Source organism: Rathayibacter sp. AY1E8, assembly GCF_002931415.1.
Taxonomy (GTDB): domain Bacteria; phylum Actinomycetota; class Actinomycetes; order Actinomycetales; family Microbacteriaceae; genus Rathayibacter.
The window spans coordinates 1-26,849 of record NZ_PSVI01000019.1 but is presented as its reverse complement, the minus strand read 5'-3'; the positions used below and the strand labels follow the sequence as shown (position 1 = coordinate 26,849).

The following is a 26,849-nucleotide window of genomic DNA, read 5'->3' as shown; positions in this document are numbered from 1 at the left end:
AGACGTCCGTACTTCCGGTAGACGTACTGGATCACCTCCTCGCGCCGCTCCGAGTCGAAGTCGACGTCGATGTCGGGCTCCTCTTCGCGGATGCTGGAGAGGAACCGCTCGAACGGCAGGTCGTAGAAGATCGAGTCGACCGCCGTGATGCCCAGGACGTAGCAGACCGCCGAGTTGGCGGCCGAGCCGCGTCCCTGGCAGAGGATGCCGTTCCGCTTGGCGTAGTGGACGATGTCGTGGACGATCAGGAAGTAGCCCGGGAAGTCCTTCTGCTCGATCACCGCGAGCTCCTTCTCGAGGCGCGCGAGGACGTCGGCGTCGGCGCGGGGGTACTTGGCCGGCACGGCCTCGCGCACGAGCTCGCGCAGCCAGCTCATCGAGGTGTGCCCCTCGGGGACCTCCTGGCGCGGCAGCCGGGGCCGGACTCGGCCGAGCTCGAAGGCGATCTCGTCGGCGACGCGCACCGTGTTCTCCACGGAGCCGGGGTAGCGGCCGAAGCGCTCGGCCATCTCGGCACCGGAGCGCAGGTGGGCGCCGCCCGCTGCGGGGAGCCAGCCGTCCATCTCGTCGAGGCTCCGGCGTGCTCTGACCGCGGCGAGGGCCGTCTGGAGGGGGCGCTCCTCCGGCCGGGCGTAGTGCACGTTCCCGGTGGCGACCGTCCGCAGCCGGAGCTTCTCGGCGATCGCCGCCAGCTGGTCGTTGGCGCGCGAGGCGAGGGGATCCCCGTGGTCGTACAGCTCCACGAGGACGTTGGCGGGACCGAAGAGCCGGACGAGCTCGCAGACCTCCTGCTCGGCCGCGGCCACTCCTGCGGCGGCGAGCGCTTGACGGACCGCTCCCTTGCGGCAGCCCGTCAGCACGATCCAGTGGCCGTCGGCGGCGCGCGCGAGCTCCTCGAGGTCGTAGCTCGGCTTGCCCTTCTCGGCTCCGGCGAGCTGGGCGGTGGTGATCGCACGGGCGAGGCGGTGGTAGCCCTCCTCGCGGCGCGCGAGGACGAGCAGGTGGGTCCCCTCCGGATCGGCGACCCCGTTCTGAGGCGAGGTGAGCCCGATCGAGAGCTCGGCTCCGAAGGCCGTGCGGACGGCGTGCCCCTGCGCGGCCTCGGCCATCCTCACGATGCCGTAGAGGCCGTCGTGGTCGGTGAGCGCGAGAGTGTCGATGCCGAGCCGGACCGCCTCCTCGACCAGCTGCTCCGGCTTGCTCGCCCCGTCGAGGAAGCTGAAGTGGGAGTGGGCGTGCAGCTCGGCGTAGGGCACCGGATGAGCCGGCGGCCGGACGTCGTCCCCTGCCACGTAGGCGGGGCGCTTGTGCGACCAGGCCGGACTGTCGCCGCCGTCGCCCCGGACGACCGTGCCGTCGGCGCGCTTGCCGCTGGAGAGGCGGCGCTCGAACTCCGACCAGGGGATCGGCGGGTTGTTCCAGCCCATCGGGGCTCCTTCGGTGCTCGTTCGCGGTGGTGGAGGGATGCTCCGGTTCAGTCGTAGCGGGCCTCTGCTGCCCAGACCCCGTCGAGGCAGAGCAGCAGCCAAGCGACACCGGCGGCGTCGACCACCTGGAAGCGGTCGTAGCGGACGGCGGTGCTCGGATCCCACCAGCGCTCGTCGATCGGCCAGGGACCCGCCCATCCGGCGAGGGGCTCCAGGCGTGCCTGAGAGGTCCCGGGGGTGAAGTAGGCGGGCACGGAGCTGAGGGCGCCGCGCTCGTCGACGGCGACGGGTTCGCCCCTCGGTCCGTGGACCAGCACGGCCGCGGGCTCCGCGAAGACAGTCGGCGGAAGGGGCGGCGGCAGAGAGCCGGGCCAGGGCAGGGTCCTCGGCCGTGCGTCGCCCGGCTCCCGGTCGCCCCAGGGGATCAGATGCTGGCGGTCGCGGAGGGATCGACCCCCTCCGATCGACGCGGTCATCACGGCCTCGTGCCCGAGCATGCTCTGCACGCGGCTCAGCCCGTGGTGGACGCGCTCCTCCGGAGCGGTGCCCCAGAGACCCTGCTCGTGGTTGCCGATCGCGTCGACCGCCTCGGGCTCGACGCACAGCCGCGAGATCGGAGCTCCGAGACCGGTGTCGATCTCCCCGCTGCCCTGCAGCTGCCAGCGGACCCGGTCGAGCACGTCGCCCGGGGTGAACCATCTCGGGTGCAGCCAGCTCCGGGAGGAGACCTCACCGCGCTCGCTGACGACCTCGATGCGGATGGCGGTCGCGACCAGCTGTGCGCGGGTGAGCCCTGCGACGAACTCCTCCGCGGGGACGCGGAAGGCGAAGGCGGCCTGGTCGATGCGGTCCAGAGGGGGCTCGAACTCCATCGCCCGGTCGAGACGCTCCGGCGGGAGCCGGGGCACCACCGTCTCCGACTCCGCACCGGCGGCGAGGAGGTGCGCGTGGGCGCCCTCCGGTCCGAACCGGGCGGCGACGTCCTCGCGAGGGAGGGCGGCGAAGGCGCCGAGGGTGCGGACGCCGAGTCTGCGCAGGAGCGCCACCAGGTCGTCCCCCCGGCGGGGAGCACGGGTAGGGGCTGCGACGGACTCGGTCTCGAGGGCGTCGAGCGGGAGAGGAGCGAGGAAGCCTGCCGCTGCTCCTGGGGGCACGACGGCGACGGGGCGGCCGGAGTGCTTCGCGGCGAGCTCGGAGGCGAAGAGCCCGTCGGCGATCCCGATGCGGGCATCGGGGAGACCCAGCTCGGCCAGCCGCTGCAGGATCGCCTCGGCCGCGCTCTGCTCGCTCCCGTAGTAGCGGCGCGGACCGCGGGCGCGGATCGCGCACAGACCGGGCCGGATCAGCTGGACGCCCGGGGTGATCTCCTCGAGCGCCTGGATGAGCGGCTCGAACGCCCGGTGGTCGAGCACCGGGTCGTACGGGAGGACGGCGAGACCGGTGCAACGGGACTGCGCCTCGCGCACGCGCATGCCCCGCCGGACCCCCTCCGCCCGGGCAGCGGGGGAGGAGGCGAAGACCAGGCTCTTCTCCGTGAGGGCCAGGGGGTGCTCGGCGCTGAGGCCGGCGTCGGCGGCGGCCGCGAGGAGGGGCCAGTCGGGGCACCAGACGAGGATCGTCCGTCGCAGCTCGGGTGCGCTCGCCATCTCAGACAGCCCGCTCGTGCAGGCGGCCGTGCTCGACCCGGGAGCCGAAGGCGCTCTCGACGCCGGGCATGCTCATCCGCACCGTGCGCACCCGGGTGCCGGCCCGGCCGACCACATCGACCATCGCCTCCCGGGAGCGCAGGTAGCCGTGGCCGTCGCCGAGCCCCTCCCAGCGGCTGCTGCGGATGCTGAGCCGCGCCTCGGCCTGGGGCCACTCGCCGAGGACCACGAGCGCGGCACCCCGCTGGCGCAGTCGTGCTCCCAGACGCGAGACGTCGGTCGAGGAGACGGAGGCGGGCGGACGGGTGAGCACGACGGTCAGGACATCGACCAGAGCGGCGGTGACGGTGAGCCAGTGCTCGGCCGGTGCGGGCACGAGCACCAGGCGCTCGAGGTCGATCCCCATGCCTGCCGCGGCCTCGGCCCCGAACTCCGGGACGCCCACCACGCCGCACCACGAGCCCTCGGCGGACGGGCCGGCGAGCAGCCCCATCGCCAGGCTCATCGAGCCCTCCACCGAGTAGGCGGCACCCTGCTTGAGCGTGCCGCCCGGGAGCACGGAGGAGAAGGCCGGCAGGGTGGCGAGGCTCCTGGTCTCTAGAGTGGTCGCCTGCATGTCCCGGATGCGGGACTGCAGCTCCTTCACCGACGCGAGCTGCCGCAGGAGGGGCTCTGCGGCCTCGGCCGTCTCCGCGGAGACGAGGGGTGAAGGGGGGCTCATCTGCCCATGTTCGAACATGTGTTCGAGTATGTCAATCGCCACCGACATCCACCGGCGAGCCGCTCGGACCCTTCCGCGACCGCCCGGCGAGGCGCACTGAGGAGGAGGTTCCAGACGTCCCGGGCAGTCTCGCATCCGCCTCCGACATCCCCGTCCGGGGGCGTTCTCCACCGGGTCTCGGCGAGGAAGGGCCTCCTGCCGCGCCTCTACCATGGGAGCCATGTCCGACGCCCTGCCCGACCCCGCCGACTCCGACGCCACCGCCCCGGCCGCGCCGCGCAGAAGGACCCTCGTGGTCAAGATGGGGTCCAGCTCGGTCACCAAGCAGTCGGGTCCGGATCCCGTTCTCCTGGCCAGCGCGCTCGAGAGCGCCTTCGCCGCCCGCGCGCTGGGCTGGGACGTCGTGCTGGTCTCCTCCGGCGCCGTCTCCTCGGGCCGGGCGCTCTTCGCCCGCTCGCAGGAGGAGCCGATCAGCGCCCGCCTGGCGGCAGCGGTGGGCCAGACCGTCCTGATGGGCTTCTACCGCTCGGTGGCCGAGCTCTCGGGCGCCCTGGTCGCGCAGATCCTCATCGGCGAGTCCGACCTCGCCTCTCCCCGGCAGATGGCGCACGTCGCCGAGGCGATCCGCCACGCCCTCGACGCCGGAGTCGTGCCCGTGGTCAACGGCAACGACACGATCGACTCCGCCGGCTCGGACAACGACGGCGTCGCCGGCGGACTGGCGATGCTCCTCGGGGCGGACCTTCTGCTGCTGCTCACCGACGTCCCCGGCGTCTTCGCCGGCAGCATTGCCGAGGGCGTGCACCTCGAGGAGCTGGGCATCTCGGAGCTGCGCCGCATCGGCGTGCAGAAGGGCGGTACCGGCCGAGGGGGCATCCGCTCCAAGCTGCGGGCCGCCGAGCTCGCCGCGCACAACGGCGTCTCGACCAGGATCGCCGGGGCGCGCACCCCCGAGGTCATCCTGGGCGCCCTGGGAGGGCCGGGCCCGGGCACCCTCGTCCGCGCCGTGCACGCGCATCCGCCCGTGGAGCAGCGCTGGATCTCCGGAGTGGCCACCGGCCGCGGCCGCGTCGAGATCAACCTTGAGGCCGAGCGGAGCATCGGAGCCGGCTCGAGTCTGTTCGCCTCGGGCATCAAGCGCGTCTCCGGCGAGTTCGGCGGCGGCGACGTGATCGAGGTGCGCGCCCTCAGTGGAGAGCTCCTCGCGCGCGGCGTCTCCCGCGTCTCCTCGCGTCTGCTGACCCTGGTCCGCGCACTCCGGGTCGACGAGATCGCCCGCGTCTTCGTGGCGGTCCTCGGGCATGCCGCCACGACGGCGCCGTCGGCGATTCCGGAAGGGGAGGAGAGGCCGCAGCTGACCCGCGCTCTGGAGTACGCGCGCACTCTCTCCTCCGAGCACGCGCGGGCCGTCGCGATGGAGATCGTCTCCCTCTTCCCAGCCGAGAGCATCTCGGCCCTGCTGGGACAGGGCGCGGGGGAGGGTGAGCTGGTCGAGCGCTACACCCGCCTCGTCCGCACCCTCGCCATCGTGGAGAACGAGAACCTGGCCGTCTTCCGCTCCTGACCGCCGGTGGCGCGCCACGTCTCAGTGCATTTCGCGCCTTCGCGTCATGATCGCCGTTCTACGGTGTCTTCCTGGTGATGGCGCCGCTCCTGGGCGCCCCCGACGGAACGGATCATCGATGAGCGTCCCCACTTCCACAGCCGGCCACTTCCGCGAGTCCGACATCACGCCCGAGAGCTTCGAGATCGAGCGGCTCGAGCGGCGGCTCGCCCTGCTCGAGGCCTCGATCGCCCAGGGGGAGCGGGCACTGCTGGGCCGGGTCGACCCGAGCACCGGAGATCCCCTCCCAGGCGCCTGCGGGGGGCACCGAGCCCAGCTGGTCAGCAACCTGACGACGGAGCGGGCCCTCGCCGACCGCATCCGGGAGATGCTCGCCGCTCGGAGCTGACGGGGTGCGTACGGCACGATGGGGCCATGGTCACCATCACCGTCGCCGGTCTCGCCCAGCACTTCCACCCCGCCGAGCGGGGCACCGTCCGCCTCGAGATCCGGCGCGAGTCGCGATCCCGGCCCCAGGCGCTCGCCGAGGTCACCGCCCTGCATGCGCGGATCCGTGAGGAGGCGGCCGCCGAGCAGGCGTCCGGCGCCGCCACCTGGTGGTCCTCCGATCAGATCTCGGTCTCCTCGATCCGCCGGTACATCAAGGACTCGGACGTCACGCAGCTGTTCCATGTCGCGGCCGCCGGGGTCCGGGTGAAGTACCGGGACTTCGCGGCTCTCGGGCGCTGGGTCGGCTCGATCTCGGAGGTGCCGGGGATCCAGATCTCGGGGGTCGACTGGGACGTGACGGCGGCACGACGTGCGGGCATCGAGCGCGAGGTCCGCACCGCTGCCGTCCGCGACGCGCGCGAGCGGGCCGAGGCCTATGCGGCGGCCCTCGGCCTGACCGAGGTGCGGGTGCTGACCCTCTTCGAGCCGGGACTGCGGCCGCACACGCGCATCGAGGGCGGCTCGGCGATGATGAGCCGCGCCAAGGCTTTCTCCTCTCCTGAGGAGCCGTTGGCCCTCAAGCCGGAGGACATCGAGGTCACCGCCTCGGTCTCCGCCGACTTCGAGGCGCACTGACGCGAAGACGCGACCGGGCGACCGGTTCCGCTGCGGACGGAGAGCGCCTGCCTGCACCTGCGACCCGCTGATCGTCTGTATGGCGACCCCGAGAGTCGCCCCGAGGCGACCGACCATCGGCTCCACGACGACCCCTCTCCGCCCCGATCAGCGGGCACGCGACCACCATACGTGTATTGAGGACTCCTCGGGAGCGCTGTCGCGGTTCGGCGACCGCCGTGCACACCCTCCGGGAATAGCGGGGGACCCCCGTGCGCTGAGGCAGGCATGGTCTCGCGCATCGGCTTCCTCTCCTTCGGCCACTACCAGTCCGTCCCCGGGTCTCAGACCCGCTCTGCTCGCGACGTCCTCCTCCAGACGATCGAGCTCGCGGAGGCGGCGGAGGAGATCGGCATCGACGGCGCCTACGTCCGCGTGCACCACTTCGCGCCGCAGCTCGCCTCGCCGTTCCCGCTGCTGGCGGCGATCGCCGCGCGCACCCGCCGCATCGAGATCGGCACCGGGGTCATCGACATGCGCTACGAGAACCCGCTCTACATGGCGGAGGAGGCGGCCGCCACCGACCTGATCTCCGACGGCCGGCTCGAGCTCGGGGTCAGCCGGGGATCGCCCGAGACCGCCCTGCGCGGGTCCGAGGCGTTCGGCTTCGTCCCCCCGGAGGGGATGACCGACGCCGACCTCGCCCGGCAGAAGGTGCGCATCCTCCGGGAGGCGCTCGCCGGAGCGCCGGTCGCGCAGTCGGATCCGGCGATGACGCGCCAGTCGCTCCCGCTCTCGATCGAGCCGCGCTCGCCCGGCCTCGAGGACCGGATCTGGTGGGGTGCCGGCAGCTTCGCGACCGCGCGCTGGGCAGCCGAGCAGGGCATGAACCTGCAGTCGTCGACCCTGCTCCTGGAGGAGGAGGGCGTGCCCTTCGACGAGCTGCAGGCCCGCCAGATCCGCGAGTACCGCGCCGCGTGGAGCGAGGCGGGCTGGGAGCGCACCCCGCGCGTCTCCGTCTCGCGCAGCGTCCTCCTGATCACGAGCGATCTCGACCGCCTGTACTTCGGCGGCCGCGGTGAGCAGGACCAGGTCGCCACCCTCGAGGGCGTCCGCGCCCGCTTCGGCCGCAGCTACACGGGCGAGCCGGACGCCGTCGCCGCCGAGCTCGCTGCGGACGCCGCCGTGCAGGAGGCGGACACGCTGCTGCTCACCGTTCCCAACCAGCTCGGGGTCGAGTACAACGCGCGGCTCCTGCGCACTGTCGTGGAATCGATCGCTCCGGCTCTCGGCTGGTCGCCGGCAGCAGTGGGCGTCTGACACCGAGGCTCGGTCCGTGCGGGAGGGCCCTGCGGCGCAGGAGCGCCCGTCCGCTGCAGAAGCGCCCGTCCGATGCAGCAGCCGCCCCGTCTCCTCGTGAGGAGCCGGGGCGTCTGCACTCTCCGCCAACAGCATCCCTCCCGCAGGCGCGAGGAGGGGACGGTGCCGGGAACGACGGAACCCCCCGCCTCTCCGAAGAGAGACGAGGGGTTCCGATCAGTGTGTCCGAGGGGGGACTTGAACCCCCACGCCCTATACGGGCACTAGCACCTCAAGCTAGCGCGTCTGCCATTTCCGCCACCCGGACGAGTGTTTCCTTCGACCTGCGTTTCCGCGGCCGAAGAAGACATTAGCACGGTTCCGGAGCCTCTCACGCCACCTCCCGGCCCACCGGCCTCCGCGCGCCGTCGAGCCCGCGCCGGTACCGTTGCCCGCATGTCCGACAGCATCGACAGCGCGCCCGTGACCGACAGCACCCTCGACGAGACGGCGCTCATCGCGCGCGATCTCATCCGCTTCGACACCAGCAACTACGGCGACGGGAAGGCGGAGCCGGAGCGCCCGGCCGCGGAGTACGTCGCTGCGAAGCTGCGCGACCTCGGCCTCGAGCCGGAGCTGATCGACTCCGACCCGGGACGCACGAGCGTCGTGGCGCGGGTCGCGGGGGAGGACCGCGAGCGCGGCGCGCTCGTCGTCCACGGGCACCTCGACGTGGTGCCCGCCATCGCCGACAACTGGAGCGTCGACCCGTTCGGCGGCGAGATCAAGGACGGCATGCTCTGGGGCCGCGGCGCGGTCGACATGAAGAACATGGACGCGATGATCCTCGCCTCGCTCGGCGACATCCTCCGCGAGGGGCGGCGCCCCTCCCGCGACCTCGTCATCGCCTTCTTCGCCGACGAGGAGGCGGGCGGCGTGCGGGGATCGGGATTCCTGGCCCGTGAGCGGCCCGAGTTGTTCGCCGGAGCGACCGAGGCGATCAGCGAGGTCGGCGGCTACTCGATCGAGCTGGCCGGCAAGCGCGCCTACCTCGTGCAGACGGGCGAGAAGGCGCTGATGTGGCTGACCCTCCGCGCGCACGGCACGGCGGGGCACGGCTCGCAGATCAACTCCGAGAACGCCGTCACCCGGCTGGCGCAGGCGATCGCCCGCATCGGCAGCGAGGAGTGGCCCACGCGCCTCACCGACACTACGCGCGAGCTGCTCGACGAGGTCGCCCGCCTGCTCGGCCACGACCCCCAGCGCAGCACTCCGGAGGAGCTGGCACTCGCCACCGGCACCGCCTCGCGCTTCATCGCCGCGACGCTGCGCACCACCGCCAATCCGTCGATGCTGTCGGCCGGCTACAAGGCCAACGTCATCCCGGACACCGGGGAGGCCACCATCGACGTGCGCGTCCTCCCCGGCGAGGAGGATTCGGTGCTCGAGCGGCTGAAGGTCCTCGCGGGCGAGCACGTCGAGATCCTCGTCCAGCACCGCGACATCGGACTCGAGGTGCCCTTCGCCGGCCCCCTCGTCGAGAGCATGGCCGCCTCGATCCGCCGGTTCGATCCGGGCGCCGAGGTCCTCCCGTACCTGCTCTCCGGAGGCACCGACAACAAGGCGCTCTCGACGCTCGGCATCACCGGATACGGGTTCGCGCCGCTCCAGCTGCCGTCGTCCCTGGACTTCCCGGCGCTGTTCCACGGGGTCGACGAGCGCGTTCCACTGGACGCACTAGTGTTTGGCAGGAAGGTCCTGACCGATCTCCTGCTGAGCTCCTGACGGCGCCGCGGACCGGGTCAGCACCGACCGATCCCGACCGACTGCTGGCCGACGACGCCCCAGCCCTCCTCGAAAGTGACGCATGGGCCTGCTCGACGCGCTGATCCTGGGACTCGTCCAGGGTCTGACCGAATTCCTCCCCATCTCCTCCAGCGCCCACCTCCGGATCGTCAGCGAGCTGCTGCCCGGTCTCGGCGGCCGCGACACCGGAGCCGCGTTCACCGCGATCACGCAGCTGGGCACCGAGACCGCCGTCATCATCTACTTCTGGCGCGACATCGTGCGGATCGTGTCGCACTGGGCGCGCTCCCTCGTCGGCCGGATCCCGCGCTCGGACCCGGACGCCCGCATGGGCTGGCTCATCATCCTGGGCAGCCTTCCGATCATCGTCCTCGGCCTCGTCTTCCAGGACGCGATCGAGACGACCCTCCGCTCCCTGTGGGTGGTGGCCACCACCCTCATCCTCTTCGGCATCCTGCTCGGCATCGCCGACGCGGTCGGCGCGAAGAAGCGCCGCCTGCGCGACCTCGGCGTCCGCGACGGCCTGATCTTCGGAGGCGCGCAGGCGCTCGCCCTGATCCCCGGCGTCTCGCGCTCGGGAGGCACCATCACCTCCGGCCTCTTCCTCGGGTACGAGCGCAAGGCGGCGGCGCGCTACTCCTTCCTCCTCGCGATCCCCGCGGTGTTCGGCAGCGGTCTCTACCAGCTGTACAAGAGCATCAGCGACCCGGTCGTGCTCCCGAACCAGGTCCAGGTCGGCGGGCTCGAGACCCTCGTGGCGACCATCGTCGCGTTCGTGGTCGGCTTCGTCGTGATCGCGTTCTTCATGAGCTACATCTCCCGCCGCAGCTTCCTCCCGTTCGTCATATACCGCATCGTCCTCGGCGTCGTCCTCATGGTCGCGCTCGCTACCGGCCTGATCGCCGCCTAGATGCGCGCCTGGACCGCCGCCGACGTCCCCGCCCTGCCCGGCCGGGGGAGCGCACCGCGCCTGCACGACACGGCGACCGCGGGCCCCGTCGAGCTCGACGCGCCCAGCGGAGTCGCGAGCCTCTACGTCTGCGGCATCACGCCCTACGACGCCACCCACCTCGGGCACGCGTCGACCTACCTCGCCTTCGACACGGTCCAGCGCGTCTGGCTCGACGCGGGCTACACGGTCGAGTACGCCCAGAACGTGACCGATGTCGACGACCCGCTGCTCGAGCGTGCGACGGCCACCGGCGTCGACTGGCGCGACCTCGCCGAGGAGCAGGTCGAGCTGTTCCGCGGCGACATGGCCGCCCTGCGCGTCCTGCCTCCGCAGCACTACGTCGGAGTCACCGAGACCGTAGATCCCATCGCGGAAGCGGTCGCCCGCCTGGAGCGCGACGGCGTCGCCTACCGCGTCGCTGCTCCGGACGCGGCGGAGGAGGGCGCGAGCGACCTCTACTACGACATCGCCGCGGCCGAGAGCGCCGTCTGGCACCTGGGCAGCGAGAGCCGGCTCGACGCGGAGTCGATGGCCCGCTTCTCGGCGCTGCGCGGGGGCGACCCGGAGCGCGCCGGCAAGCGCGACCCCCTCGATCCGCTGCTCTGGCGGGCCGAGCGAGCCGACGAGCCCGCCTGGGACGCCGAGGTCGGCCGCGGCCGTCCGGGCTGGCACATCGAGTGCTCGGTGATCGCCCTCGACCGGCTCGGACCCGAGTTCACCCTGCAGGGCGGCGGCAGCGACCTGGTCTTCCCGCACCACGAGTTCAGCGCCGGCCACGCCGCTTCGCTGTCCGGCCGTCCTCTGGCCCGCGCCTACGCGCACGCCGGGATGGTCGCCTATCAGGGCGAGAAGATGAGCAAGTCGCTCGGGAACCTGGTGCTGGTCTCCCGTCTGCGGAGCGAGGGCGCGGACCCGCGGGCGATCCGCCTCGCGCTCCTCGCGCACCACTACCGCTCCGACTGGGAGTGGCTGCCCGGGGACCTGCCATCGGCCGAGGCGCGCCTGGCGCGCTGGGAGGCGGCCCTCGCCGCCGTCGGACCGCGCTCGGCGCTCGAGGTGCTGGCGCAGCTGCGCGAGGCGCTGGCCGACGACCTCGGCACTCCGGCCGCCCTCGCCGTCGTCGACGCCGCACTGACCGAGGGCGTGGACGACCCGTCGCTCCTGCGCGACGCGGTCGATGCCCTGCTCGGGGTGCGCCCGGCCTGAACCCCGTCAGGCTCGAGTCCCGTAAGGCTCGAGTCCCGTCGTGGGCGAGTCCCGTCAGGGCGGCCGGGAGCGGTCCCGTGATCGACGACCGTCTCGGACGAGCGGGCGCCGGCGGAGGCTACGGGCGCCAGGGCTCCTCGCCGGAGCGGCCGTCGCCGCGGCGGCGCAGGTAGCGCTCGAACTCCTGGGCGATCGCCTCGCCGCTCGCCTCGGGCGAATCGACGGTGTCGCGCGCCTGCTCGAGCTGGGCGATGTACGACGCCATCTCCTCGTCCTCGGCGGCGAGGGCGTCGATGCCGCGCTCCCACTCCTCCGCCTCCTCGACGAGGTCGCCGCGGGGGATCGCCAGGCCGACGACCTCCTCGAGCTTCTCGAGCAGCGCCAGCATCGCCTTGGGCGAGGGCGCGTTGTGCACGTAGTGCGGGACGGAGGCCCAGATCGAGACGGCGGGGATGCCGACCTTCTGTGCGGCCTCGCCGATCACGCTGAGGATGCCGACCGGCCCCTCGTAGCTGGAGCGCTCGAGCTCGAACGAGCTCCGCAGCTCCGCGTTCTCGCTCGAGGCGAAGATGGAGATCGGCCGGGTGTGCGGGACGTCGGCGAGCATCGCGCCGAGGAAGACGACGGCGGAGATGTCTATCGCGAGCATGGCGTCGACGACCTCGGCCGCGAAGCTCTTCCAGCTGCGCGAGGGCTCGGTGCCGATCATGAGGTACAGCGCGCTCTCGGCGTCGACCGAGGTGTCGGCCGGGCCGAAGATCTGGGTGCCGGGCCAGGCGAGGCTGCGGCGGCCGTCCTCGCCGATCGAGAGCATGGGGCGGGTGTACTGGAAGTCGTAGTACTGCTCGGCGTCGACGGCGAAGAGGGGCACGTACTCCCCGGCGTCCTTGACCAGCCGCAGCGCGCCGCTGGCGGCGTCCCCGGCGTCGTTCCAGCCCTCGAAGGCCACGACCAGGACGTTCCCCGTGATCACGTTCATAGGCAGGATCTCCGCGTTCGGCTCGATGTGCGGGGAGCGCACACCGCGCCTGTCCCTCCGTCCAGGATAGGACCGCCCCCGGCCGCGCCCGTCCCGTCCGGCGGGATCGGCCGCGCTGTTCGCTCTCGGCCCGCGGCCGGGGAGGGGCGCGGCCCTGCCGGTACCATGGTCGCTCGTGACTCCCGAGACCTCCGCCCGGCCGCTGTCCTCCGAGCCGCTCGGAGGAGCGTCCGCCCCCGCCGCCGTCCTCTGGGACATGGACGGGACGCTCGTCGACACCGAGCCGTACTGGATGGCGTCGGAGCACGCGCTCGTCTCCTCCTTCGGCGGAGTGTGGACCCACGAGGACGCGATGGGACTCGTCGGCTCGGGCCTGCCCGCCGCCGCCCGCATCCTGCAGGGCAAGGGCGTCGACCTCTCCGTCGACGCGATCATCGACCGGATGACCGACGAGGTCGTCGACCAGCTGGCCGTGAGCATCCCGTGGCGACCGGGCGCGCTCGAGCTGCTGCACGCGGTGTCCGAGGCGGGTGTGCCGCAGGCGCTGGTCACGATGTCGATCTCGCGGATGGCCGCGGCCGTCGTGGACCGGATCCCGTTCCCCGCCTTCGCCGCCGTCGTCAGCGGCGACATGGTCGAGCGCAGCAAGCCCCACCCCGAGGCGTACCTCCTCGCCGCGAGCACCCTCGGTGTCGACATCACCGCATGCGTCGCGATCGAGGACTCCCTCACGGGCCTCGGCGCGGCCGTCGCCTCCGGAGCCGCGGCGATCGGCGTCCCGCACCAGCTGGAGCTGGATCCCGCCGCCCCCTACGCCCTCTGGCCCACTCTCGCGGGCCGCACCGTCGCGGACCTCGCGACGTTGTCCTCCGAGCACCGCGGCTCCGGCCCGGCCACGACCGAGACGGAGGCCCGCCGATGACCGGTGAGGCACTGCAGCATTCCGGACCCTTCCGCGCGGGGGACCGCGTCCAGCTGACGGGACCCAAGGGGCGGATGAACACCATCACGCTCGTTCCCGGCAAGGTGTTCCACACGCACCGGGGCGGCATCGAGCACGACACGGTGATCGGGCTGCCCGACGGCTCGGTGGTGACCAACACCGTCGGCGTCGAGCACCTCGCGCTGCGCCCTCTCCTCGCCGACTTCGTGATGTCGATGCCCCGCGGCGCGGCGATCGTGTACCCGAAGGACGCGGCCCAGATCCTCGCCCTCGCCGACGTCTTCCCCGGCGCCCGCGTGGTCGAGGCCGGTGTCGGCTCCGGCGCGCTCTCGCTCTGGCTGCTGCGGGCGGTGGGTCCGACCGGCCGGCTGTCGTCGTTCGAGCGGCGCGAGGAGTTCGCGGATGTCGCACGGGCGAACATCGAGACCTTCCTCGGCTACACGCCCGACAACTGGAGCGTCACCGTCGGCGACCTCGTCGAGGCGCTGCCCGGCACGGTCCCGTCCGGCGAGGCCGACCGCGTCGTGCTCGACATGCTCGCGCCCTGGGAGTGCCTCGACGTCGCCGCCGAGGCTCTCACGCCCGGGGGAGTGCTCCTCTGCTACGTGGCCACCGTCACGCAGCTCTCGCGGACGGCGGAGGCGATCCGCGCCTCGGGCCTGTTCACGAACCCGTCGTCGAACGAGACCATGGTCCGCGGCTGGCACGTCGAGGGCCTCGCGGTCCGGCCGGACCACCGGATGATCGGCCACACCGGCTTCCTCATCACCGCTCGCCGGCTCGCTCCGGACACCGTGCTCCCCGAGCTCAAGCGTCGCCCGTCGAAGACGGACTTCAGCGACGAGGACGTGGAGGCCTGGACCCCCGGCGCGCTCGGCGAGCGCGCCGTGAGCCCCAAGAGCCTGCGCAAGCGGGTCCGCGAGTCCGCCACCAGCGCCGAGCTCTCCCGGGCCCGCGGGTTCGGCGAGGAGACCGCGGAGCCCGACGACGAGGGCATCCTCTAAGCTGTTCCCGGCCTCCGGGCCGTCTCCACCCCGGGCGTCACCGCTCCCCTTCACTCGAATCGAGGACCCGTGCGCAGGACCACCGCGCTCATCGCCGGCATCGGCATCGTCGCCGCTCTCACCGGATGCACCGCGTCCTCCTCGCAGGCGGACTGCGACGCTCCGTTCTCCTCCGGCGACTCCTCGGCGGCGGTCAGCGCCACGGGCGACTTCGGAGCGAAGCCGGACGTCAGCGTCCCGACGCCGCTGAAGGCGGACGGCACGCAGGTCAGCACCCTCATCGAGGGCTCGGGCGCACCGCTCGAGAAGGGCCAGCTCGTCACCATCGACTACACCCTGGTCAACGGAGCGGACGGCACGGTCCTCGAGACCTCGCCCTACGACGGGTCGAGCACCGCCCGCTTCGGCGTCGGCGGAGCCGGGCTCGTCGGCCTGAACGAGGGCCTCCTCTGCACGCAGGTCGGCTCGCGCGTCGCCATCGCGATCGCCCCCGAGGACGGCTTCGGCCAGTCCTCGTCGCAGCTCGGCATCTCGGAGGACGACACGCTCGTGCTCGTCGCGGACGTCCGTGAGGCCTCGCTGGCCCGCGCGAACGGCGCCGCCCAGCCCGCGCCCGACGGCTTCCCGACGGTGACGCTCGGCGACGACGGACGCCCGGGGCTCGCGAAGCCCTCCGGTGACGCGCCGACCGACCTCCGCATCGCCCAGCTCAAGAAGGGCGACGGCGACGTCGTCGCCGAGGGCGACCAGGTCGTCGTGGCCTACACAGGCTGGCAGTGGAGCGACGGGAAGGTGTTCGACTCCAGCTGGGAGAAGGGCGCTCCCGCCGTCTTCACGGCCGCCGACGGCTCGACCACCCAGGGCGGAGTCATCGCCGGATTCGCCGACGCCCTCATCGGCCAGCCCGTCGGATCCCAGGTCATCGCGGTCATCCCGCCGGACCAGGGCTACGGCGACCAGGGCTCCCCTCAGGGCGGGATCCCCGGCGGCGCGACGCTGATCTTCGTCGCCGACATCCTCGGAAAGGTCTGACCGGGCCCGGCCCTAGACTGGAGGGCGTGCCTTCCGACGCCCCGTCCTCGAGCCGCGTCCCGGCCGAGGAGCGTCTGTTCAACCTCGTGCTCGCGCTCGTCGCGGCCGAGAACGGACTGACGAAGGCCGACGTCCTCTCCACGGTGCAGGGCTACCGGCAGCGGGTGGGCCGGGGCGACCGGACCTCGCTCGAGCGCCAGTTCGAGCGCGACAAGGACGACCTGCGCGAGCTGGGCATCCCGATCGAGACGGTCGACGCCCCGGGCGACCCGGGCAACACCCAGACCGTCCGGTACCGCATCGCGAAGCGCAGCTACGACCTCCCGGCCGACCTGACCTTCGACCCGGAGGAGCTCGCGCTGCTCCGCCTGGCAGGGGCGGTCTGGCGCGAGGGGACGCTCTCGGCGGAGTCGCGGCGCGCGCTGATCAAGCTGCGCTCGATCGGGGTCGAGTCCGTCGACCCCGTCATCGGCATCAGCCCCTCGATCCGGGTTCGCGAGTCCTCGTTCGAGCCGCTCAACGCCGCGCTCGACCGCGGCCAGGTCGTCCGCTTCCCCTATCTGAAGCCCGGCGGCGAGGAGCCGCGCGTGCGCACCGTGCAGCCCCGCGCCCTGGTGAACCACCAGGGGCGCTGGCACCTCCACGGCTGGGACGAGGGCGCCGAGGGCACGCGGACCTTCCTCCTGTCGCGGATCGTCGGGCCGGTCGCGTCCACCGGCCGCACCGCGCCTCTCGTGGAGGGGGACCACGCGGCGACCGCTCTCGCCCAGCTCGACGAGATCCTGCAGCGCAACAGCGCGCTCCTGCGCGTCGCCCCCGACTCCGACGCCGCCCTCCGTCTCGGCGGGCGTGCCGAGGCCGAGGGCGAGGGCCAGGGCCTGCTGCGCCTGCACTACACCGACCCGGACGTGCTCGCGGACGAGCTCGCCGGTCACGGTCCCGAGGTGCGGGTGCTCGAGCCGGAGGAGCTCCGCCGCCGCGTCCTCGACCGCCTCCGCCGCACCCTGGACGACCATGGAGGGGATCCCCGTGGCTAGACCCCGCTCCCTGCAGGCGCGCGACCGCCTGGCCGTCCTCCTCTCCCTCGTTCCCTACCTGCTCGACCGGGGCCGCGTCTCCGTCGCCGAGGTCGCCGCGCACTTCGAGATCCCGGAGGAGGAGGTGCGCCGCGCGGTGCGCCTCATCGCCGTCTCGGGCATCCCCGGCGAGACCGCGCAGTACCAGGCGAACGACCTCTTCGACATCGGCTGGGACGACTTCGAGGAGAACGACCACGTCGTCCTCACCCACCAGGTCGCGATCGACGACTCGCCGAGGTTCTCGGCGCGGGAGGCCGCCGCCCTCATCGCCGGCATGCAGTACCTCGCAGCGCTGCCCGAGAACCAGGGCAACGACCGGATCGCCTCGCTGATGGGGAAGCTCGCACGCGGCGCCTCCTCGGCCCCGAGCGCGGTCGCGGTCTCGCGCGGCACGGGCGCGGACAGCGCTGTGGCGCTCCTGCGGACAGCGATGGGCTCGGCGACGCAGGTCGCTTTCGACTACCGCAGCGCCCGCGGCGAGACCGAGTCCCGGCTCGTCGACCCCTTCGTGCTCGAATCGGTCGATCGGGACTGGTACCTGCGCGGATGGGACCACCTCCGCGAGGGCGTCAGGACGTTCCGGGTCGACAGGATGCGCTCCCTCCGCGACACGGGGACGCCGATCGTCCGGCGCCGCAACGAGGTGACCCTCTCGGAACGGCTCTTCGAGGCCTCCGCCTCCGATCTCGTCGTGGACCTGCGCGTCGCCCCCAGCGCCGTCGTGCTGCTGGGCGACTACGCGGCCGACGCCGAGTTCCCCGATCCCGTGCCGGGGGAGGAGGACCACGGTGTCCTCGTCCGTCTCCGCGTCGCCCATCTGGAGGGATTGACGCGCCTGGTGGCGTCGTTGGCGGGTCTCGTCACCGTGGTGGCACCCCCCGAGGCGCGCACCGCGGTCGCGCTCTGGGCGGCCTCCGCGCTCGCCGCGAACGAGGGGGAGCCGTCGTGACCTGGTGGTCGTGGATCCTGATCTGGCTCGGCCTCGCGCTGGGCGCTCTGGCGATGCTGGTCCTCTTCGCCCTCTCCTACTGGCGCAAGGGGAAGGTGCTCCTCGGACAGCTGTCCGAGGTCACCGCGAAACTCGAGACACTGAGTCCTGGAATGACGGACGACCTGCCGCCCCGGCCGTCCTCGTCGCTGTTCGCCGATCGCGACGACGTGAGGCGTGCGCACGAGGGCCGGCGTGACGCACGTCGCGACAGGATCGATCTCCGCCGGTCAGAACGGGTCGAACAGGGTAAGCTCCTCGTACACCGCAACCGACAAGTGAAGTGAGTCTGCAATGTTCGCTGGCCTCCAGGGGTGGCACCTCCTCATCATCCTCGCCGTGATCCTCCTCCTGTTCGGTGCGCCCAAGCTCCCGCAGCTGGCCCGCAGTGTCGGGCAGTCGATGCGGATCTTCAAGAGCGAGGTCAAGACCATGAAGGACGAGGACGGCACCGAGCGCCGTGAGTCGACCGAGGGGACCACCGGCACCGTCGCCGGATCCACCGGCACGACCACCGGCACCGGCACCACCACGCCGCCCGAGTCCCCGCTCAAGTAATGACGTCCGTGGCACCGAAGAAGCCACGGACGAAGCGGACGAAGAACCCCGACGGGCGCATGTCGCTCGGGGCGCACCTCGTCGAGCTTCGCAACAGGCTCTTCAAGTCGGCGATCGCGATCGTCATCGCGTGCGTCGCGGGGTGGTTCGTCTCGGAGTGGGTCTTCGAGGCCCTCAAGGCTCCGATCTCCGAGGTGGCCTCCACCCAGGGCAAGGAGGCGATCCTCAACTTCCCGACGATCGCCGGTGCCTTCGACCTGCGGCTGCAGATCGCCATCACGGTGGGCATCGTCCTGGCAAGCCCGGTCTGGCTGTACCAGATCTGGGCGTTCCTCGTCCCGGGCCTGACCCGCAAGGAGATGCGGTACGGCCTCGGCTTCATCCTCACCGCCATCCCGCTGTTCTTCGCGGGCTGCGCGGCCGGCTGGTTCGTGTTCCCGCACATCGTGGAGCTCCTGACGAGCTTCACCGGCAGCAACGCGGCGAGCTTCCTCGACGCCAAGATCTACTACGAGTTCGTTCTCAAGCTCGTGCTGGTCGTCGGCATCGCCTTCGTGCTGCCCGTCTTCCTGGTGCTCCTCAACTTCCTCGGCATCCTCCCCGGCATGCTGATCCTCAAGTCGTGGCGCATCGCGATCATGGCGATCGTGCTCTTCACGGCGATCGCGACCCCCGCGGCCGACCCGATCTCGATGTTCCTCCTGGCCATCCCGATCATCTTCCTGTTCTTCCTCGCCTGCGGGATCGCGATCCTGCACGACCGGCGCGCCGCCAAGCGCCAGCTGGTGTTCGACGGCAGCCCCTCCGACCTGCCCGCGTGACCGGACCGTCTCCCGCCGAGCGGTTCGCCGCGTTCCGGACGCGCCAGGGCCACGCGAGGGTCGAGGCGTTCCGCTCGACCCTCGCGTTCGACCTCGACCCCTTCCAGTACGAGGCCTGCAGCGCGCTCGACGACGGCCACAGCGTCCTCGTCGCCGCGCCCACCGGCGCCGGCAAGACCGCGGTGGCCGAGTTCGCGATCCACCTGGCCATGCAGGACCCGACGGCCAAGGTCTTCTACACGACGCCGATGAAGGCGCTGAGCAACCAGAAGTTCCAGGAGTTCGTCGAGGACTACGGAGCCTCCGAGGTCGGCCTGCTGACCGGCGACTCGAACGTCAACGCGCGCGCCCGCATCGTCGTGATGACGACCGAGGTGCTGCGCAACATGCTGTACGCCGACTCGGACCTCCTGCGCGACCTCGCCTACGTCGTGATGGACGAGGTGCACTACCTCGCCGACCGCTTCCGCGGCGCCGTCTGGGAGGAGGTCATCATCCACCTCCCGCAGCGCGTGCGGCTGGTCTCGCTCAGCGCGACCGTGTCGAACGCCGAGGAGTTCGGCGACTGGCTCCAGACCGTCCGGGGCGAGACCGAGGTCATCGTCTCCGAGGAGCGGCCCGTCCCGCTCGACCAGCACGTCATGGTGGGCGGCAAGCTGGTCGATCTCTTCGACTCCTCCGGTCGGGCGGCGACGAACCGGGTGAACCCCGAGCTCGCCCGCATGGCCCAGGGCGGCTCCCGGGTCGAGCGCGGCGGCAGGGGCGGCCGCAACGGCCGAGGCGGTCGCGGCCGCTACCCGGAGCAGCGCACCGAGGAGCTCGTGCTGCGCGCGGAGGTCGTCGAGATCCTCCGCGGCAAGAACCTCCTCCCCGCGATCTTCTTCGTCTTCAGCCGTGCGGGCTGCGACCAGGCCGTGCGCCAGGTGCTGCGGTCGGGCGTGCGCCTCACCGAGCGCCACGAGCGCGACGAGATCCGCGCGATCGTCGAGGAGCGGTGCCGGACGATCCGCGACGAGGACCTCGCGGTGCTCGGCTACTGGGAGTGGCTCGACGGACTCCAGCGGGGCGTCGCCGCGCACCACGCCGGGATGCTCCCCGCCTTCAAGGAGGTCGTCGAGGAGCTGTTCCTGCGCCGGCTCGTGCGCGTGGTCTTCGCGACCGAGACGCTCGCGCTCGGCATCAACATGCCGGCCCGCACGGTCGTCCTCGAGAAGCTCGAGAAGTTCAACGGCGAGGCGCGCGTCCCGATCACACCGGGGGAGTACACCCAGCTCACCGGCCGGGCGGGCCGACGCGGCATCGACGTCGAGGGCCACTCGGTGATCCAGTGGCGCGGCGGGATGGACCCTCAGGCGGTCGCGTCCCTCGCCTCCCGGCGGACCTACCCGCTCAACTCCAGCTTCCGCCCCAGCTACAACATGGCCGCGAACCTGATCGAGCAGTTCGGGCGGGTGCGCACGCGCGAGATCCTCGAGTCGTCGTTCGCGCAGTTCCAGGCCGACCGGTCCGTCGTCGATCTCGCCCGCCGGGTCCGCCAGCAGGAGGAGTCGATGGCGGGCTACGTCACGGCGATGCAGTGCCACCTGGGCGACTTCGAGCAGTACGCGGCGATCCGCCGTGAGATCGGCGACCTCGAGCGCCGGGGCGCGGTGCGCGGCGAGTCGGCCTCCCACGCCGAGCGCGAGAAGCGCCAGGGACAGCTCACGAGCCTGCGGCGTCGGATGAAGGCGCACCCGTGCCACGCCTGCTCCGACCGCGAGCAGCACGCGCGCTGGGCCGAGCGCTGGTGGAAGCTGCGCCGCGAGACCGACGAGATCGAGCGCCAGATCCGCTCGCGCACCGGCGCCGTCGCCCGCATCTTCGACCACATCACGGACGTGCTGCTCGAGCTCGGCTACTTCCGCCGGGACGAGGTCGGCGAGCTCTCGCTGACGCCCAACGGTCGCACGCTCCGCCGGATCTACGGGGAGCGGGACCTGCTCGTCGCCGAGTGCCTCCGGAAGCAGGCGTGGACGGAGCTCGATCCGGCCGGCCTCGCGGCGATGGCGTGCTGCCTGGTCTTCGAGCCGCGACGCGAGGAGGGGACGCTCGGCGAGCAGTTCCTGCCCCGCGGCGCGTTCCCCGAGGCGCTGGAGAGGACCCAGCTTCTATGGGCCCGGCTCGACGACGTCGAGCGGGAGCACCGCCTGCCGGGCAGCAACCCGATCTCGACGAGCCTGGCGCTGTCGATGAACATGTGGGCCAAGGGCATGCCGCTCGACATGGTGCTCCGCGAGTCCGACATGGCCGCCGGCGACTTCGTGCGCTGGGCGAAGCAGACCATCGACCTCCTCGACCAGCTCTCCGTCGTCGCCGAGGGCAAGGTCGGCCGCGCGGCCCGGACCGCCCTCGACCTGGTCCGCCGCGGCATCGTCGCGTACTCGACGGTCGCATGACGCCGATCGCTCCTCCGCCCGACGGGCGGACCGTTCCGCTGTGGGTGGCGCTGCCCCTCGCCGCCCTCGGCGGCGCCGTGCTCGACCGCGGCTTCCCCGACTCCGACGTCTGGCCGCTGGCGATCGTGGGCGCCGCGGCGATCCTGTTCGCGCTGGCGGGCCGCGGCTTCTGGAGCGGGAGCCTCGTCGGCCTCGTCGGCGGAGCGGTCTTCTGGGGCGTCCACATCGAGTGGCTGACCCTCTACCTCGGCCCGGTCCCGTGGGCGGCCCTCGCCGGCCTGCAGGCGATCTTCTTCGCGGTCTCCGCGGGGCTGATGGCGGTCGTCTCCACGCGCGGCCACCGCGTCTGGACGGGACCGCTCGGCCGGATGGTCGGCCTCCCCGCCCTCCTGGCGGCGCTCTGGATCGGGCGCGAGTCGATCACCAGCGTCTGGCCCTACGGCGGCTTCGCCTGGGGCCGCCTCGCGATCTCGCAGTCCCTCGGCCCGCTCGCCGGTCTCGTGGCGTGGATCGGCTTCGCCGGCCTCGGCTTCGTGGTGGCGTTCCTCGCGGCCGTGCTCGCGCAGGCCGTCCGCGAGATGTCCGTCCCGGCCTCCTCTCGCGTCAGCGCTCTCGCGGGCTTCGCGATCGTGGCGCTGGTGTTCCCCGCCTGGCCGGCACCGACGGAGGGCACCACCCGGATCGCCGCCGTCCAGGGCGACTCCGATGCGGGCCTGTTCTCGCAGAGCTACCGCGGGCAGATCCTCGAGGACCACACCTCGGCGACGCTGCCGATCCTCGATCAGGACGTCGACATGGTGGTGTGGCCCGAGAACGGCGTCGACATCGATCCGACCCGGAACGCCCAGTCGGCCGCCGTCCTCGACTACCTCAGCCGGACGATGGACGCGCCGTTCATCGTGGGCACGATCACGAACCCCTCGGACGACGTCTTCTACAACAGCTCGCTGCTCTGGAAGGCGGGGGAGGGGGCGACGCAGGTCTACGACAAGGTGCATCCCGTGCCGTTCGCCGAATACATGCCGGACCGGGCGTTCTGGCGGATGTTCGCTCCGGACCTGGTCGACCTGGTGAGCCGCGACTACTCGATCGGCACCCGTCCCAACGTCTTCGACGTGAACGGCGTCCTCGCAGGCATCGCGATCTGCTTCGACATCTCGGACGACGCGCTGACGAACGCGATGGTCGACGGGGGAGCCCAGGTCATCCTCGGGCAGACCAACAACGCCGACTTCGGCCGGACCGACGAGAGCGTCCAGCAGCTCGCCATCGCCCGCCTGCGGGCCATCGAGACCGGGCGCAGCGTGGTCAACATCTCGACCGTCGGGACGAGTGCGATCATCGGGCCGGACGGCGCGACGATCGACTCCCTGACATGGTTCGAGCCGGGTGCCATGGTGGACGAGGTCCCCCTCAGCTCCACCACGACCCCGGCTCTGGTGTGGGCGCGAGACCTCGGCTGGTACTTCCTGGCCGCCGGTCTCATCGGCATGGTCTCGTTCGTCCTCAGGACGCGCGAGCCGCGACGCCGTTCCCGCTGACCGGCGCTACGCGCCGATCTTGTGCTCGCCGCGCCTGGCGCGAAGATAGGCGAGCCGCTCCTCGAGCAGCTCCTCCAGCTCCGCGCGGGTCCGGCGCTCGAGCAGCATGTCCCAGTGGGTGCGCGGAGCCTTCTGCTCGCCCTTGTCCACGACGACCGGCTTCGAGTCCACCATCAGAGTGGCCTCGTGACCGCAGGAGCGGCACTCCCAGGTCTCCGGCGCTTCCGCATCGGCCGAGAACACCATGTCGGTGTCGTGGCCGCAGTTCGCGCAGTGGTACTCGTACGTCGATCGCGGGGAGAAGACGACGCCTTCTTCGCTCTGCAGGCTCTGGGATCCGAGCCGCATTCCTCGCAAGCTTCGATCTGCCATTGTGTGGTCTCCTCTCGCTGTGCTTCCCCAGTGTCAACGTCGTACCTGGAGGTGGTCTTCCCGTCCCTGCCATTGCCAGAGAATCCTCAGGTCGGAGGCGTATTCCGCGGTTCCTGAGGGCGTGGCTGACGGGCGCTGAGGAAGGCGTCGACGGCCGCTCGGGCGAGGTCGGTGCGGTCGGTCACGAGTCCGTCGATCCCGAGCGCGAGGAGCTGCTCCATCCGCTCCGGATCGTCGATGGTCCAGAGGTGGATCTCGCAGCCGGTCACCCGCAGCCGGGCGAGGATCCGCGGCTCGGCGACGCGGAGGCCGAGCGCGCGCTCGGGCACCTGGAGCGCGTCGATGCCGCGGAGAGCGAGACGCACGGGGAGGGCGGCGCCGAGGTGGGCGGCGACCAGGGCGACGACGAAGCGGACCGCCGACGCCGAGGTCGCGGCGCCGGGAAGACGGCGGAGGGCCGCTGCTCGACGGATCTCGGAGAACGAGGTGATCAGGACGCGCTCCGCGGCGGCGGCGCCGGACACCGCCGCGACGACCGGGTCGATCGCGTCCCGCGACTTCACGTCGATGTTGAAGCGCGCGCGGGGGAGTGCGGCGAGGGCCTGCTCGAGAGAGGCGAGCCGGGCGCCGCCCGCCAGTCGGAGGTCGGCGAGCTCCTCCCACCGGGTGGCGGCGACGACGTGGCGGCGGCCGGAGCGGTCGATCACCTCGGCGTCGTGGACGAGCACGGCGACCCCGTCGAGGGAGGCGCGCGCGTCCGTCTCGAGGAGGTCCGCACCCGCGGCGAGGGCGCGTTCGAAGGCGGCGAGCGTGTTGCCCTCGGCCGGCGGGCCGAACCCGCGATGCGCGATCACCCGGGGCAACGGCCCGCTCAGGACGAGGGGTGGCTCGGAGGCGCGCATCGCGGACCGGGTCCGCGGCTCAGACGGCCGGCGGCGGGGGAGTGGGCGCGGAGTCCGGGGTTCCGTCGGTCGTCGTGGCCGCCAAGGGGGCGGACGTGTCGGATCCGGGCACGACAGGCGTGGAGCCGACGGACCCGGATGCGGCAGGCGCGGACGCCGCAGGCGCCGACGTGGGTGCCGCGTCCTGTGGGCGGACCGCCGGGGCGGACTGGCCGCGCTGGCCGAGCGCTCCTCCGATGCCCTTCAGCGCCTCGGTGAGCTCGCTCGGAATGACCCAGAGCTTGTTCGCGCTGCCCTCGGCGATCTTGGGGAGCGTCTGGAGGTACTGGTAGGCGAGGAGCTCGCTGTCGGGGCGGCCCTCGTGGATGGCGTGGAAGACGGTGGTGATCGCCTTGGCCTCACCCTCGGCCCGCAGGACCGCCGCCTTCGCCTGGCCCTCCGCAGCGAGGATCGCGGCCTGGCGCTGACCCTCGGCGTTCAGGATCTGGGACTGCTTGGTGCCCTCGGCGGTGAGGATCACGGCTCGACGGTCGCGCTCGGCGCGCATCTGCTTCTCCATCGAGTCCTGGATGGAGAGGGGCGGGTCGATGGCCTTGAGCTCCACGCGTCCGACGCGGATGCCCCACTTGCCGGTGGCCTCGTCGAGGACGATGCGCAGCTGCCCGTTGATGTTGTCGCGGGAGGTCAGCGCCTCCTCGAGGTTCAGGCCGCCGACGACGTTGCGGAGCGTGGTGGTGGTCAGCTGCTCGACCGCGCCGAGGTAGTTGGCGATCTCGTAGGTTGCCGCCCGGGCGTCCGTCACCTGGAAGTAGACGACCGTGTCGATGGAGACGACGAGGTTGTCCTCCGTGATCACGGGCTGGGGCGGGAACGAGACGACCTGCTCGCGCAGGTCGATCAGCGGGCGGACCCGGTCGATGAACGGCACGACGAGATTGAGGCCCGGCAGCAGGGTCTTGTGGTACTTGCCGAGGCGCTCCACGACCCCGGCGGTGGCCTGCGGGATGATGCGGACCGCTCGGAAGAGGACGACCAGGGCGAAGAGGACGACGGCGGCGACGACGACGATGGTCACGACGGAGGACGGTGTCACGGTGTGCTCCTTTCGGCGGGGACGACGACCGCGGTCGCGCCCTCGATGGCGGTGACGACGACTCTCTCGCCGACTCCGAGTGTGCGGTCCTCGACGAGCGGGGACAGGCGGACGGTCCAGGTCTCGCCGTTGGCGAGCTTGACCTGGCCGGCTCCGGGGCCGGCGAGGACGACGCTGCCGGAGAGCCCGAGGAGAGCGTCCGCTCCGCTGGGGGTGGGATCGCCGCCCCGTTTCAGCAGCCGCAGCAGCGGCGGCCGGACGGTGAACAGCAGGAGGGCGGCGAGGACGGCCGCGACGGGGACCTGGACCCAGAAGGGAGCCCCGACCAGCCCGGTCAGCAGTCCGCCGATGCTGCCGACGGCGAGCATCAGGAACGTGAACTCGAGAGTGATCATCTCGACGATCACGAAGATGAGGATCAGCGCGAGCCAGAGGATCCACGCGTACTGGGTGACAGCGTCCATGCTGTGTGCTCCTTCCCCTCGACGAGCATTCCCAGGCTATCAACGCCCCCCGGACGAGGGCTGGGAGAGGGGGTGCGCCGACGGTCTCGAGGCCCTTGGTAGACTCCTTCATCGGGCCGTGGCCCGTCATCGTGCCCGATCCGGTCTCCGAGCCGGCGTCCTGGAGGAATACCCGTGTCCAATCCCCTCGCCCCCGGCTCCTTCGACGGCAAGCGCGCTCTTGTCACCGGGTCGTCCCGCGGCATCGGCGCCGACACGGTCCGCTACCTGGCCGAGGCCGGAGCCCGCGTCGTCGTCAACTACCGCTCGAAGGCGCCGCGCGCCGACAAGCTCGTCGCGCAGATCGTCGAGGCCGGCGGCACCGCCATCGCCGTCGGCGCCGATCTCACCGACGCAGACTCGCGCGCCGAGCTCTTCTCGCGCATCGAGAAGGAGTACGGAGGACTGGACGTGCTCGTCCTGAACGCCTCCGGCGGCATGGAGAGCAACATGGGGGAGGACTACGCGATGGTCCTCAACCGCGACTCGCAGGTCGCCGTGCTCGACGCGGCGCTGCCGCTGCTCTCCGAGGGCTCTCGTGTCGTGTTCGTCACGAGCCACCAGGCGCACTTCATCCGGACCACGCCCACGATGCCTGAGTACGAGCCCGTCGCGCTCTCCAAGCGCGCCGGCGAGGACGCCCTGCGCGAGCGGATCGGTGAGCTCGCCGAGCGCGGGATCGAGTTCGTCGTCGTCTCGGGCGACATGATCGAGGGCACCATCACCGCGACCCTGCTGGAGCGTGCGAACCCGGGCGCGATCAGCTCGCGGCGCGAGTCGGCCGGGAAGCTCTACAACGTGCAGGAGTTCGCGGCCGAGGTCGCTCTGGCGGCCGTCGAGTCGATCCCCGCGGACAACACCCGACTCGTCGGCGACATCTCCGACTTCGCCTGATCCTCTCCAGGGGCTGACGCCGGCGCACGGTTCTGCGAGC

General features: G+C 72.0%; 26 protein-coding genes and 1 tRNA gene. 18 read left to right on the top strand and 9 right to left on the bottom strand.

The features are described from left to right. The 3 genes from C5C74_RS07615 to C5C74_RS07605 form a co-directional block, all read right to left on the bottom strand. Positions 1-1,427: PHP domain-containing protein (locus C5C74_RS07615; protein WP_146083023.1), on the bottom strand; the 1,427-nt coding region annotated here is incomplete at its 3' end. 47 nt (positions 1,428-1,474) lie between these two features. Next, positions 1,475-3,073 (bottom strand): DNA polymerase Y family protein, encoded by a 1,599-nt coding sequence (locus C5C74_RS07610; protein WP_104351264.1) that lies wholly within the window; start codon positions 3,071-3,073, stop codon positions 1,475-1,477. 1 nt (position 3,074) lies between these two features. Then, positions 3,075-3,794 (bottom strand): hypothetical protein, encoded by a 720-nt coding sequence (locus C5C74_RS07605; RefSeq protein ID WP_104347256.1) that lies wholly within the window; start codon positions 3,792-3,794, stop codon positions 3,075-3,077. Positions 3,795-4,014: 220 nt separating this feature from the next. Between C5C74_RS07605 and proB the strand changes: the two genes are divergently transcribed. The 4 genes from proB (at position 4,015) to C5C74_RS07585 (ending at position 7,722) form a co-directional block, all read left to right on the top strand. Then, a complete protein-coding gene (proB, locus tag C5C74_RS07600) occupies positions 4,015-5,358 on the top strand; it encodes a glutamate 5-kinase (RefSeq protein ID WP_181134665.1) in 1,344 nt (447 codons plus the stop codon). Positions 5,359-5,476: 118 nt separating this feature from the next. Then, the gene (locus tag C5C74_RS07595) at positions 5,477-5,746 is read left to right on the top strand and encodes a hypothetical protein (protein ID WP_104222002.1); all 270 of its coding nucleotides are present in this window, start codon (positions 5,477-5,479) and stop codon (positions 5,744-5,746) included. Between the two features lie 26 nt (positions 5,747-5,772). Beyond that, entirely contained in the window at positions 5,773-6,423 is a 651-nt protein-coding gene (locus C5C74_RS07590) for an SIMPL domain-containing protein (RefSeq protein ID WP_104351262.1), read from the top strand. A 267-nt stretch (positions 6,424-6,690) separates the two neighbouring features. After that, a complete protein-coding gene (locus tag C5C74_RS07585) occupies positions 6,691-7,722 on the top strand; it encodes an LLM class flavin-dependent oxidoreductase (protein WP_104351261.1) in 1,032 nt (343 codons plus the stop codon). A 222-nt stretch (positions 7,723-7,944) separates the two neighbouring features. Here C5C74_RS07585 and C5C74_RS07580 read toward each other — a convergent pair. After that, a tRNA-Leu gene (locus C5C74_RS07580) sits at positions 7,945-8,029 on the bottom strand. Positions 8,030-8,157: 128 nt separating this feature from the next. Here C5C74_RS07580 and C5C74_RS07575 point away from each other — a divergent pair. The 3 genes from C5C74_RS07575 (at position 8,158) to mshC (ending at position 11,665) form a co-directional block, all read left to right on the top strand. Beyond that, complete coding sequence (locus C5C74_RS07575; RefSeq protein ID WP_181134664.1) at positions 8,158-9,486, top strand: M20/M25/M40 family metallo-hydrolase; 1,329 nt, start codon at positions 8,158-8,160, stop codon at positions 9,484-9,486. Positions 9,487-9,568: 82 nt separating this feature from the next. Continuing rightward, complete coding sequence (locus C5C74_RS07570; RefSeq protein ID WP_104351260.1) at positions 9,569-10,417, top strand: undecaprenyl-diphosphate phosphatase; 849 nt, start codon at positions 9,569-9,571, stop codon at positions 10,415-10,417. Next, positions 10,418-11,665 (top strand): cysteine--1-D-myo-inosityl 2-amino-2-deoxy-alpha-D-glucopyranoside ligase, encoded by a 1,248-nt coding sequence (gene mshC, locus C5C74_RS07565; protein ID WP_104351259.1) that lies wholly within the window; start codon positions 10,418-10,420, stop codon positions 11,663-11,665. A gap of 118 nt (positions 11,666-11,783) precedes the next feature. Here the strand turns inward: mshC and C5C74_RS07560 are convergent, their stop codons facing one another. Next, positions 11,784-12,644 (bottom strand): proteasome assembly chaperone family protein, encoded by an 861-nt coding sequence (locus tag C5C74_RS07560; RefSeq protein ID WP_104222142.1) that lies wholly within the window; start codon positions 12,642-12,644, stop codon positions 11,784-11,786. 175 nt (positions 12,645-12,819) lie between these two features. Between C5C74_RS07560 and C5C74_RS07555 the strand changes: the two genes are divergently transcribed. From C5C74_RS07555 to lnt, 10 genes are all read left to right on the top strand, one after another. Further along, positions 12,820-13,566, top strand: coding sequence for an HAD family phosphatase (locus C5C74_RS07555; RefSeq protein WP_258064119.1), 747 nt, complete (start codon positions 12,820-12,822; stop codon positions 13,564-13,566). Beyond that, entirely contained in the window at positions 13,563-14,591 is a 1,029-nt protein-coding gene (locus tag C5C74_RS07550; protein WP_104222012.1) for a tRNA (adenine-N1)-methyltransferase, read from the top strand. The genes C5C74_RS07555 and C5C74_RS07550 overlap by 4 nt, the downstream gene beginning before the upstream one ends. A gap of 69 nt (positions 14,592-14,660) precedes the next feature. Continuing rightward, positions 14,661-15,623: an FKBP-type peptidyl-prolyl cis-trans isomerase gene (locus C5C74_RS07545; protein WP_104222014.1), complete on the top strand. Its 963-nt coding sequence runs from the start codon at positions 14,661-14,663 to the stop codon at positions 15,621-15,623. Positions 15,624-15,649: 26 nt separating this feature from the next. Continuing rightward, complete coding sequence (locus C5C74_RS07540) at positions 15,650-16,660, top strand: YafY family protein (RefSeq protein WP_104287893.1); 1,011 nt, start codon at positions 15,650-15,652, stop codon at positions 16,658-16,660. Then, positions 16,653-17,651, top strand: a complete 999-nt coding sequence (locus C5C74_RS07535; protein ID WP_258059235.1) for a YafY family protein — start codon at positions 16,653-16,655, stop codon at positions 17,649-17,651. Before C5C74_RS07540 ends, C5C74_RS07535 begins: the two co-directional genes overlap by 8 nt. Beyond that, positions 17,648-17,977 (top strand): hypothetical protein, encoded by a 330-nt coding sequence (locus C5C74_RS07530; RefSeq protein WP_104222020.1) that lies wholly within the window; start codon positions 17,648-17,650, stop codon positions 17,975-17,977. Before C5C74_RS07535 ends, C5C74_RS07530 begins: the two co-directional genes overlap by 4 nt. A gap of 7 nt (positions 17,978-17,984) precedes the next feature. Continuing rightward, positions 17,985-18,248: a Sec-independent protein translocase subunit TatA gene (tatA, locus tag C5C74_RS07525; protein ID WP_104222022.1), complete on the top strand. Its 264-nt coding sequence runs from the start codon at positions 17,985-17,987 to the stop codon at positions 18,246-18,248. Positions 18,249-18,256: 8 nt separating this feature from the next. After that, a complete protein-coding gene (gene tatC / locus C5C74_RS07520) occupies positions 18,257-19,069 on the top strand; it encodes a twin-arginine translocase subunit TatC (protein WP_374953280.1) in 813 nt (270 codons plus the stop codon). Beyond that, entirely contained in the window at positions 19,066-21,504 is a 2,439-nt protein-coding gene (locus C5C74_RS07515) for an RNA helicase (RefSeq protein ID WP_104351258.1), read from the top strand. The genes tatC and C5C74_RS07515 overlap by 4 nt, the downstream gene beginning before the upstream one ends. Beyond that, entirely contained in the window at positions 21,501-23,045 is a 1,545-nt protein-coding gene (gene lnt, locus C5C74_RS07510) for an apolipoprotein N-acyltransferase (RefSeq protein ID WP_104351257.1), read from the top strand. Before C5C74_RS07515 ends, lnt begins: the two co-directional genes overlap by 4 nt. Positions 23,046-23,051: 6 nt before the next feature. On the opposite strand, the gene C5C74_RS07505 is transcribed toward lnt, so the two are convergent. The 4 genes from C5C74_RS07505 to C5C74_RS07490 form a co-directional block, all read right to left on the bottom strand. Next, a complete protein-coding gene (locus C5C74_RS07505; protein WP_068207052.1) occupies positions 23,052-23,417 on the bottom strand; it encodes an RNA polymerase-binding protein RbpA in 366 nt (121 codons plus the stop codon). Positions 23,418-23,503: 86 nt separating this feature from the next. Further along, positions 23,504-24,271, bottom strand: a complete 768-nt coding sequence (locus C5C74_RS07500; RefSeq protein WP_258064118.1) for a glycerophosphodiester phosphodiesterase family protein — start codon at positions 24,269-24,271, stop codon at positions 23,504-23,506. Between the two features lie 67 nt (positions 24,272-24,338). Then, entirely contained in the window at positions 24,339-25,394 is a 1,056-nt protein-coding gene (locus C5C74_RS07495; protein WP_374953508.1) for an SPFH domain-containing protein, read from the bottom strand. A gap of 14 nt (positions 25,395-25,408) precedes the next feature. Further along, complete coding sequence (locus C5C74_RS07490) at positions 25,409-25,876, bottom strand: NfeD family protein (protein ID WP_104222034.1); 468 nt, start codon at positions 25,874-25,876, stop codon at positions 25,409-25,411. A 174-nt stretch (positions 25,877-26,050) separates the two neighbouring features. Here C5C74_RS07490 and C5C74_RS07485 point away from each other — a divergent pair, with 174 nt between their 5' ends. Beyond that, positions 26,051-26,809 (top strand): SDR family oxidoreductase, encoded by a 759-nt coding sequence (locus C5C74_RS07485; protein ID WP_104351254.1) that lies wholly within the window; start codon positions 26,051-26,053, stop codon positions 26,807-26,809. Positions 26,810-26,849 lie beyond the last annotated feature (40 nt).

Excerpts from the sequence above, each read along its gene's own strand:
- C5C74_RS07595 (WP_104222002.1), top strand. The coding sequence starts at position 5,477 with ATGAGCGTCCCCACTTCCACAGCCGGCCACTTCCGCGAGTCCGACATC.
- C5C74_RS07550 (WP_104222012.1), top strand. The coding sequence starts at position 13,563 with ATGACCGGTGAGGCACTGCAGCATTCCGGACCCTTCCGCGCGGGGGAC.
- tatA (WP_104222022.1), top strand. The coding sequence starts at position 17,985 with ATGTTCGCTGGCCTCCAGGGGTGGCACCTCCTCATCATCCTCGCCGTG.
- lnt (WP_104351257.1), top strand. The coding sequence starts at position 21,501 with ATGACGCCGATCGCTCCTCCGCCCGACGGGCGGACCGTTCCGCTGTGG.
- C5C74_RS07490 (WP_104222034.1), bottom strand. The coding sequence starts at position 25,876 with ATGGACGCTGTCACCCAGTACGCGTGGATCCTCTGGCTCGCGCTGATC.
- proB (WP_181134665.1), top strand. The coding sequence starts at position 4,015 with ATGTCCGACGCCCTGCCCGACCCCGCCGACTCCGACGCCACCGCCCCG.
- C5C74_RS07575 (WP_181134664.1), top strand. The coding sequence starts at position 8,158 with ATGTCCGACAGCATCGACAGCGCGCCCGTGACCGACAGCACCCTCGAC.
- mshC (WP_104351259.1), top strand. The coding sequence starts at position 10,418 with ATGCGCGCCTGGACCGCCGCCGACGTCCCCGCCCTGCCCGGCCGGGGG.
- C5C74_RS07505 (WP_068207052.1), bottom strand. The coding sequence starts at position 23,417 with ATGGCAGATCGAAGCTTGCGAGGAATGCGGCTCGGATCCCAGAGCCTG.
- C5C74_RS07570 (WP_104351260.1), top strand. The coding sequence starts at position 9,569 with ATGGGCCTGCTCGACGCGCTGATCCTGGGACTCGTCCAGGGTCTGACC.
- C5C74_RS07590 (WP_104351262.1), top strand. The coding sequence starts at position 5,773 with ATGGTCACCATCACCGTCGCCGGTCTCGCCCAGCACTTCCACCCCGCC.
- C5C74_RS07610 (WP_104351264.1), bottom strand. The coding sequence starts at position 3,073 with ATGGCGAGCGCACCCGAGCTGCGACGGACGATCCTCGTCTGGTGCCCC.
- C5C74_RS07560 (WP_104222142.1), bottom strand. The coding sequence starts at position 12,644 with ATGAACGTGATCACGGGGAACGTCCTGGTCGTGGCCTTCGAGGGCTGG.
- C5C74_RS07585 (WP_104351261.1), top strand. The coding sequence starts at position 6,691 with ATGGTCTCGCGCATCGGCTTCCTCTCCTTCGGCCACTACCAGTCCGTC.
- C5C74_RS07605 (WP_104347256.1), bottom strand. The coding sequence starts at position 3,794 with ATGAGCCCCCCTTCACCCCTCGTCTCCGCGGAGACGGCCGAGGCCGCA.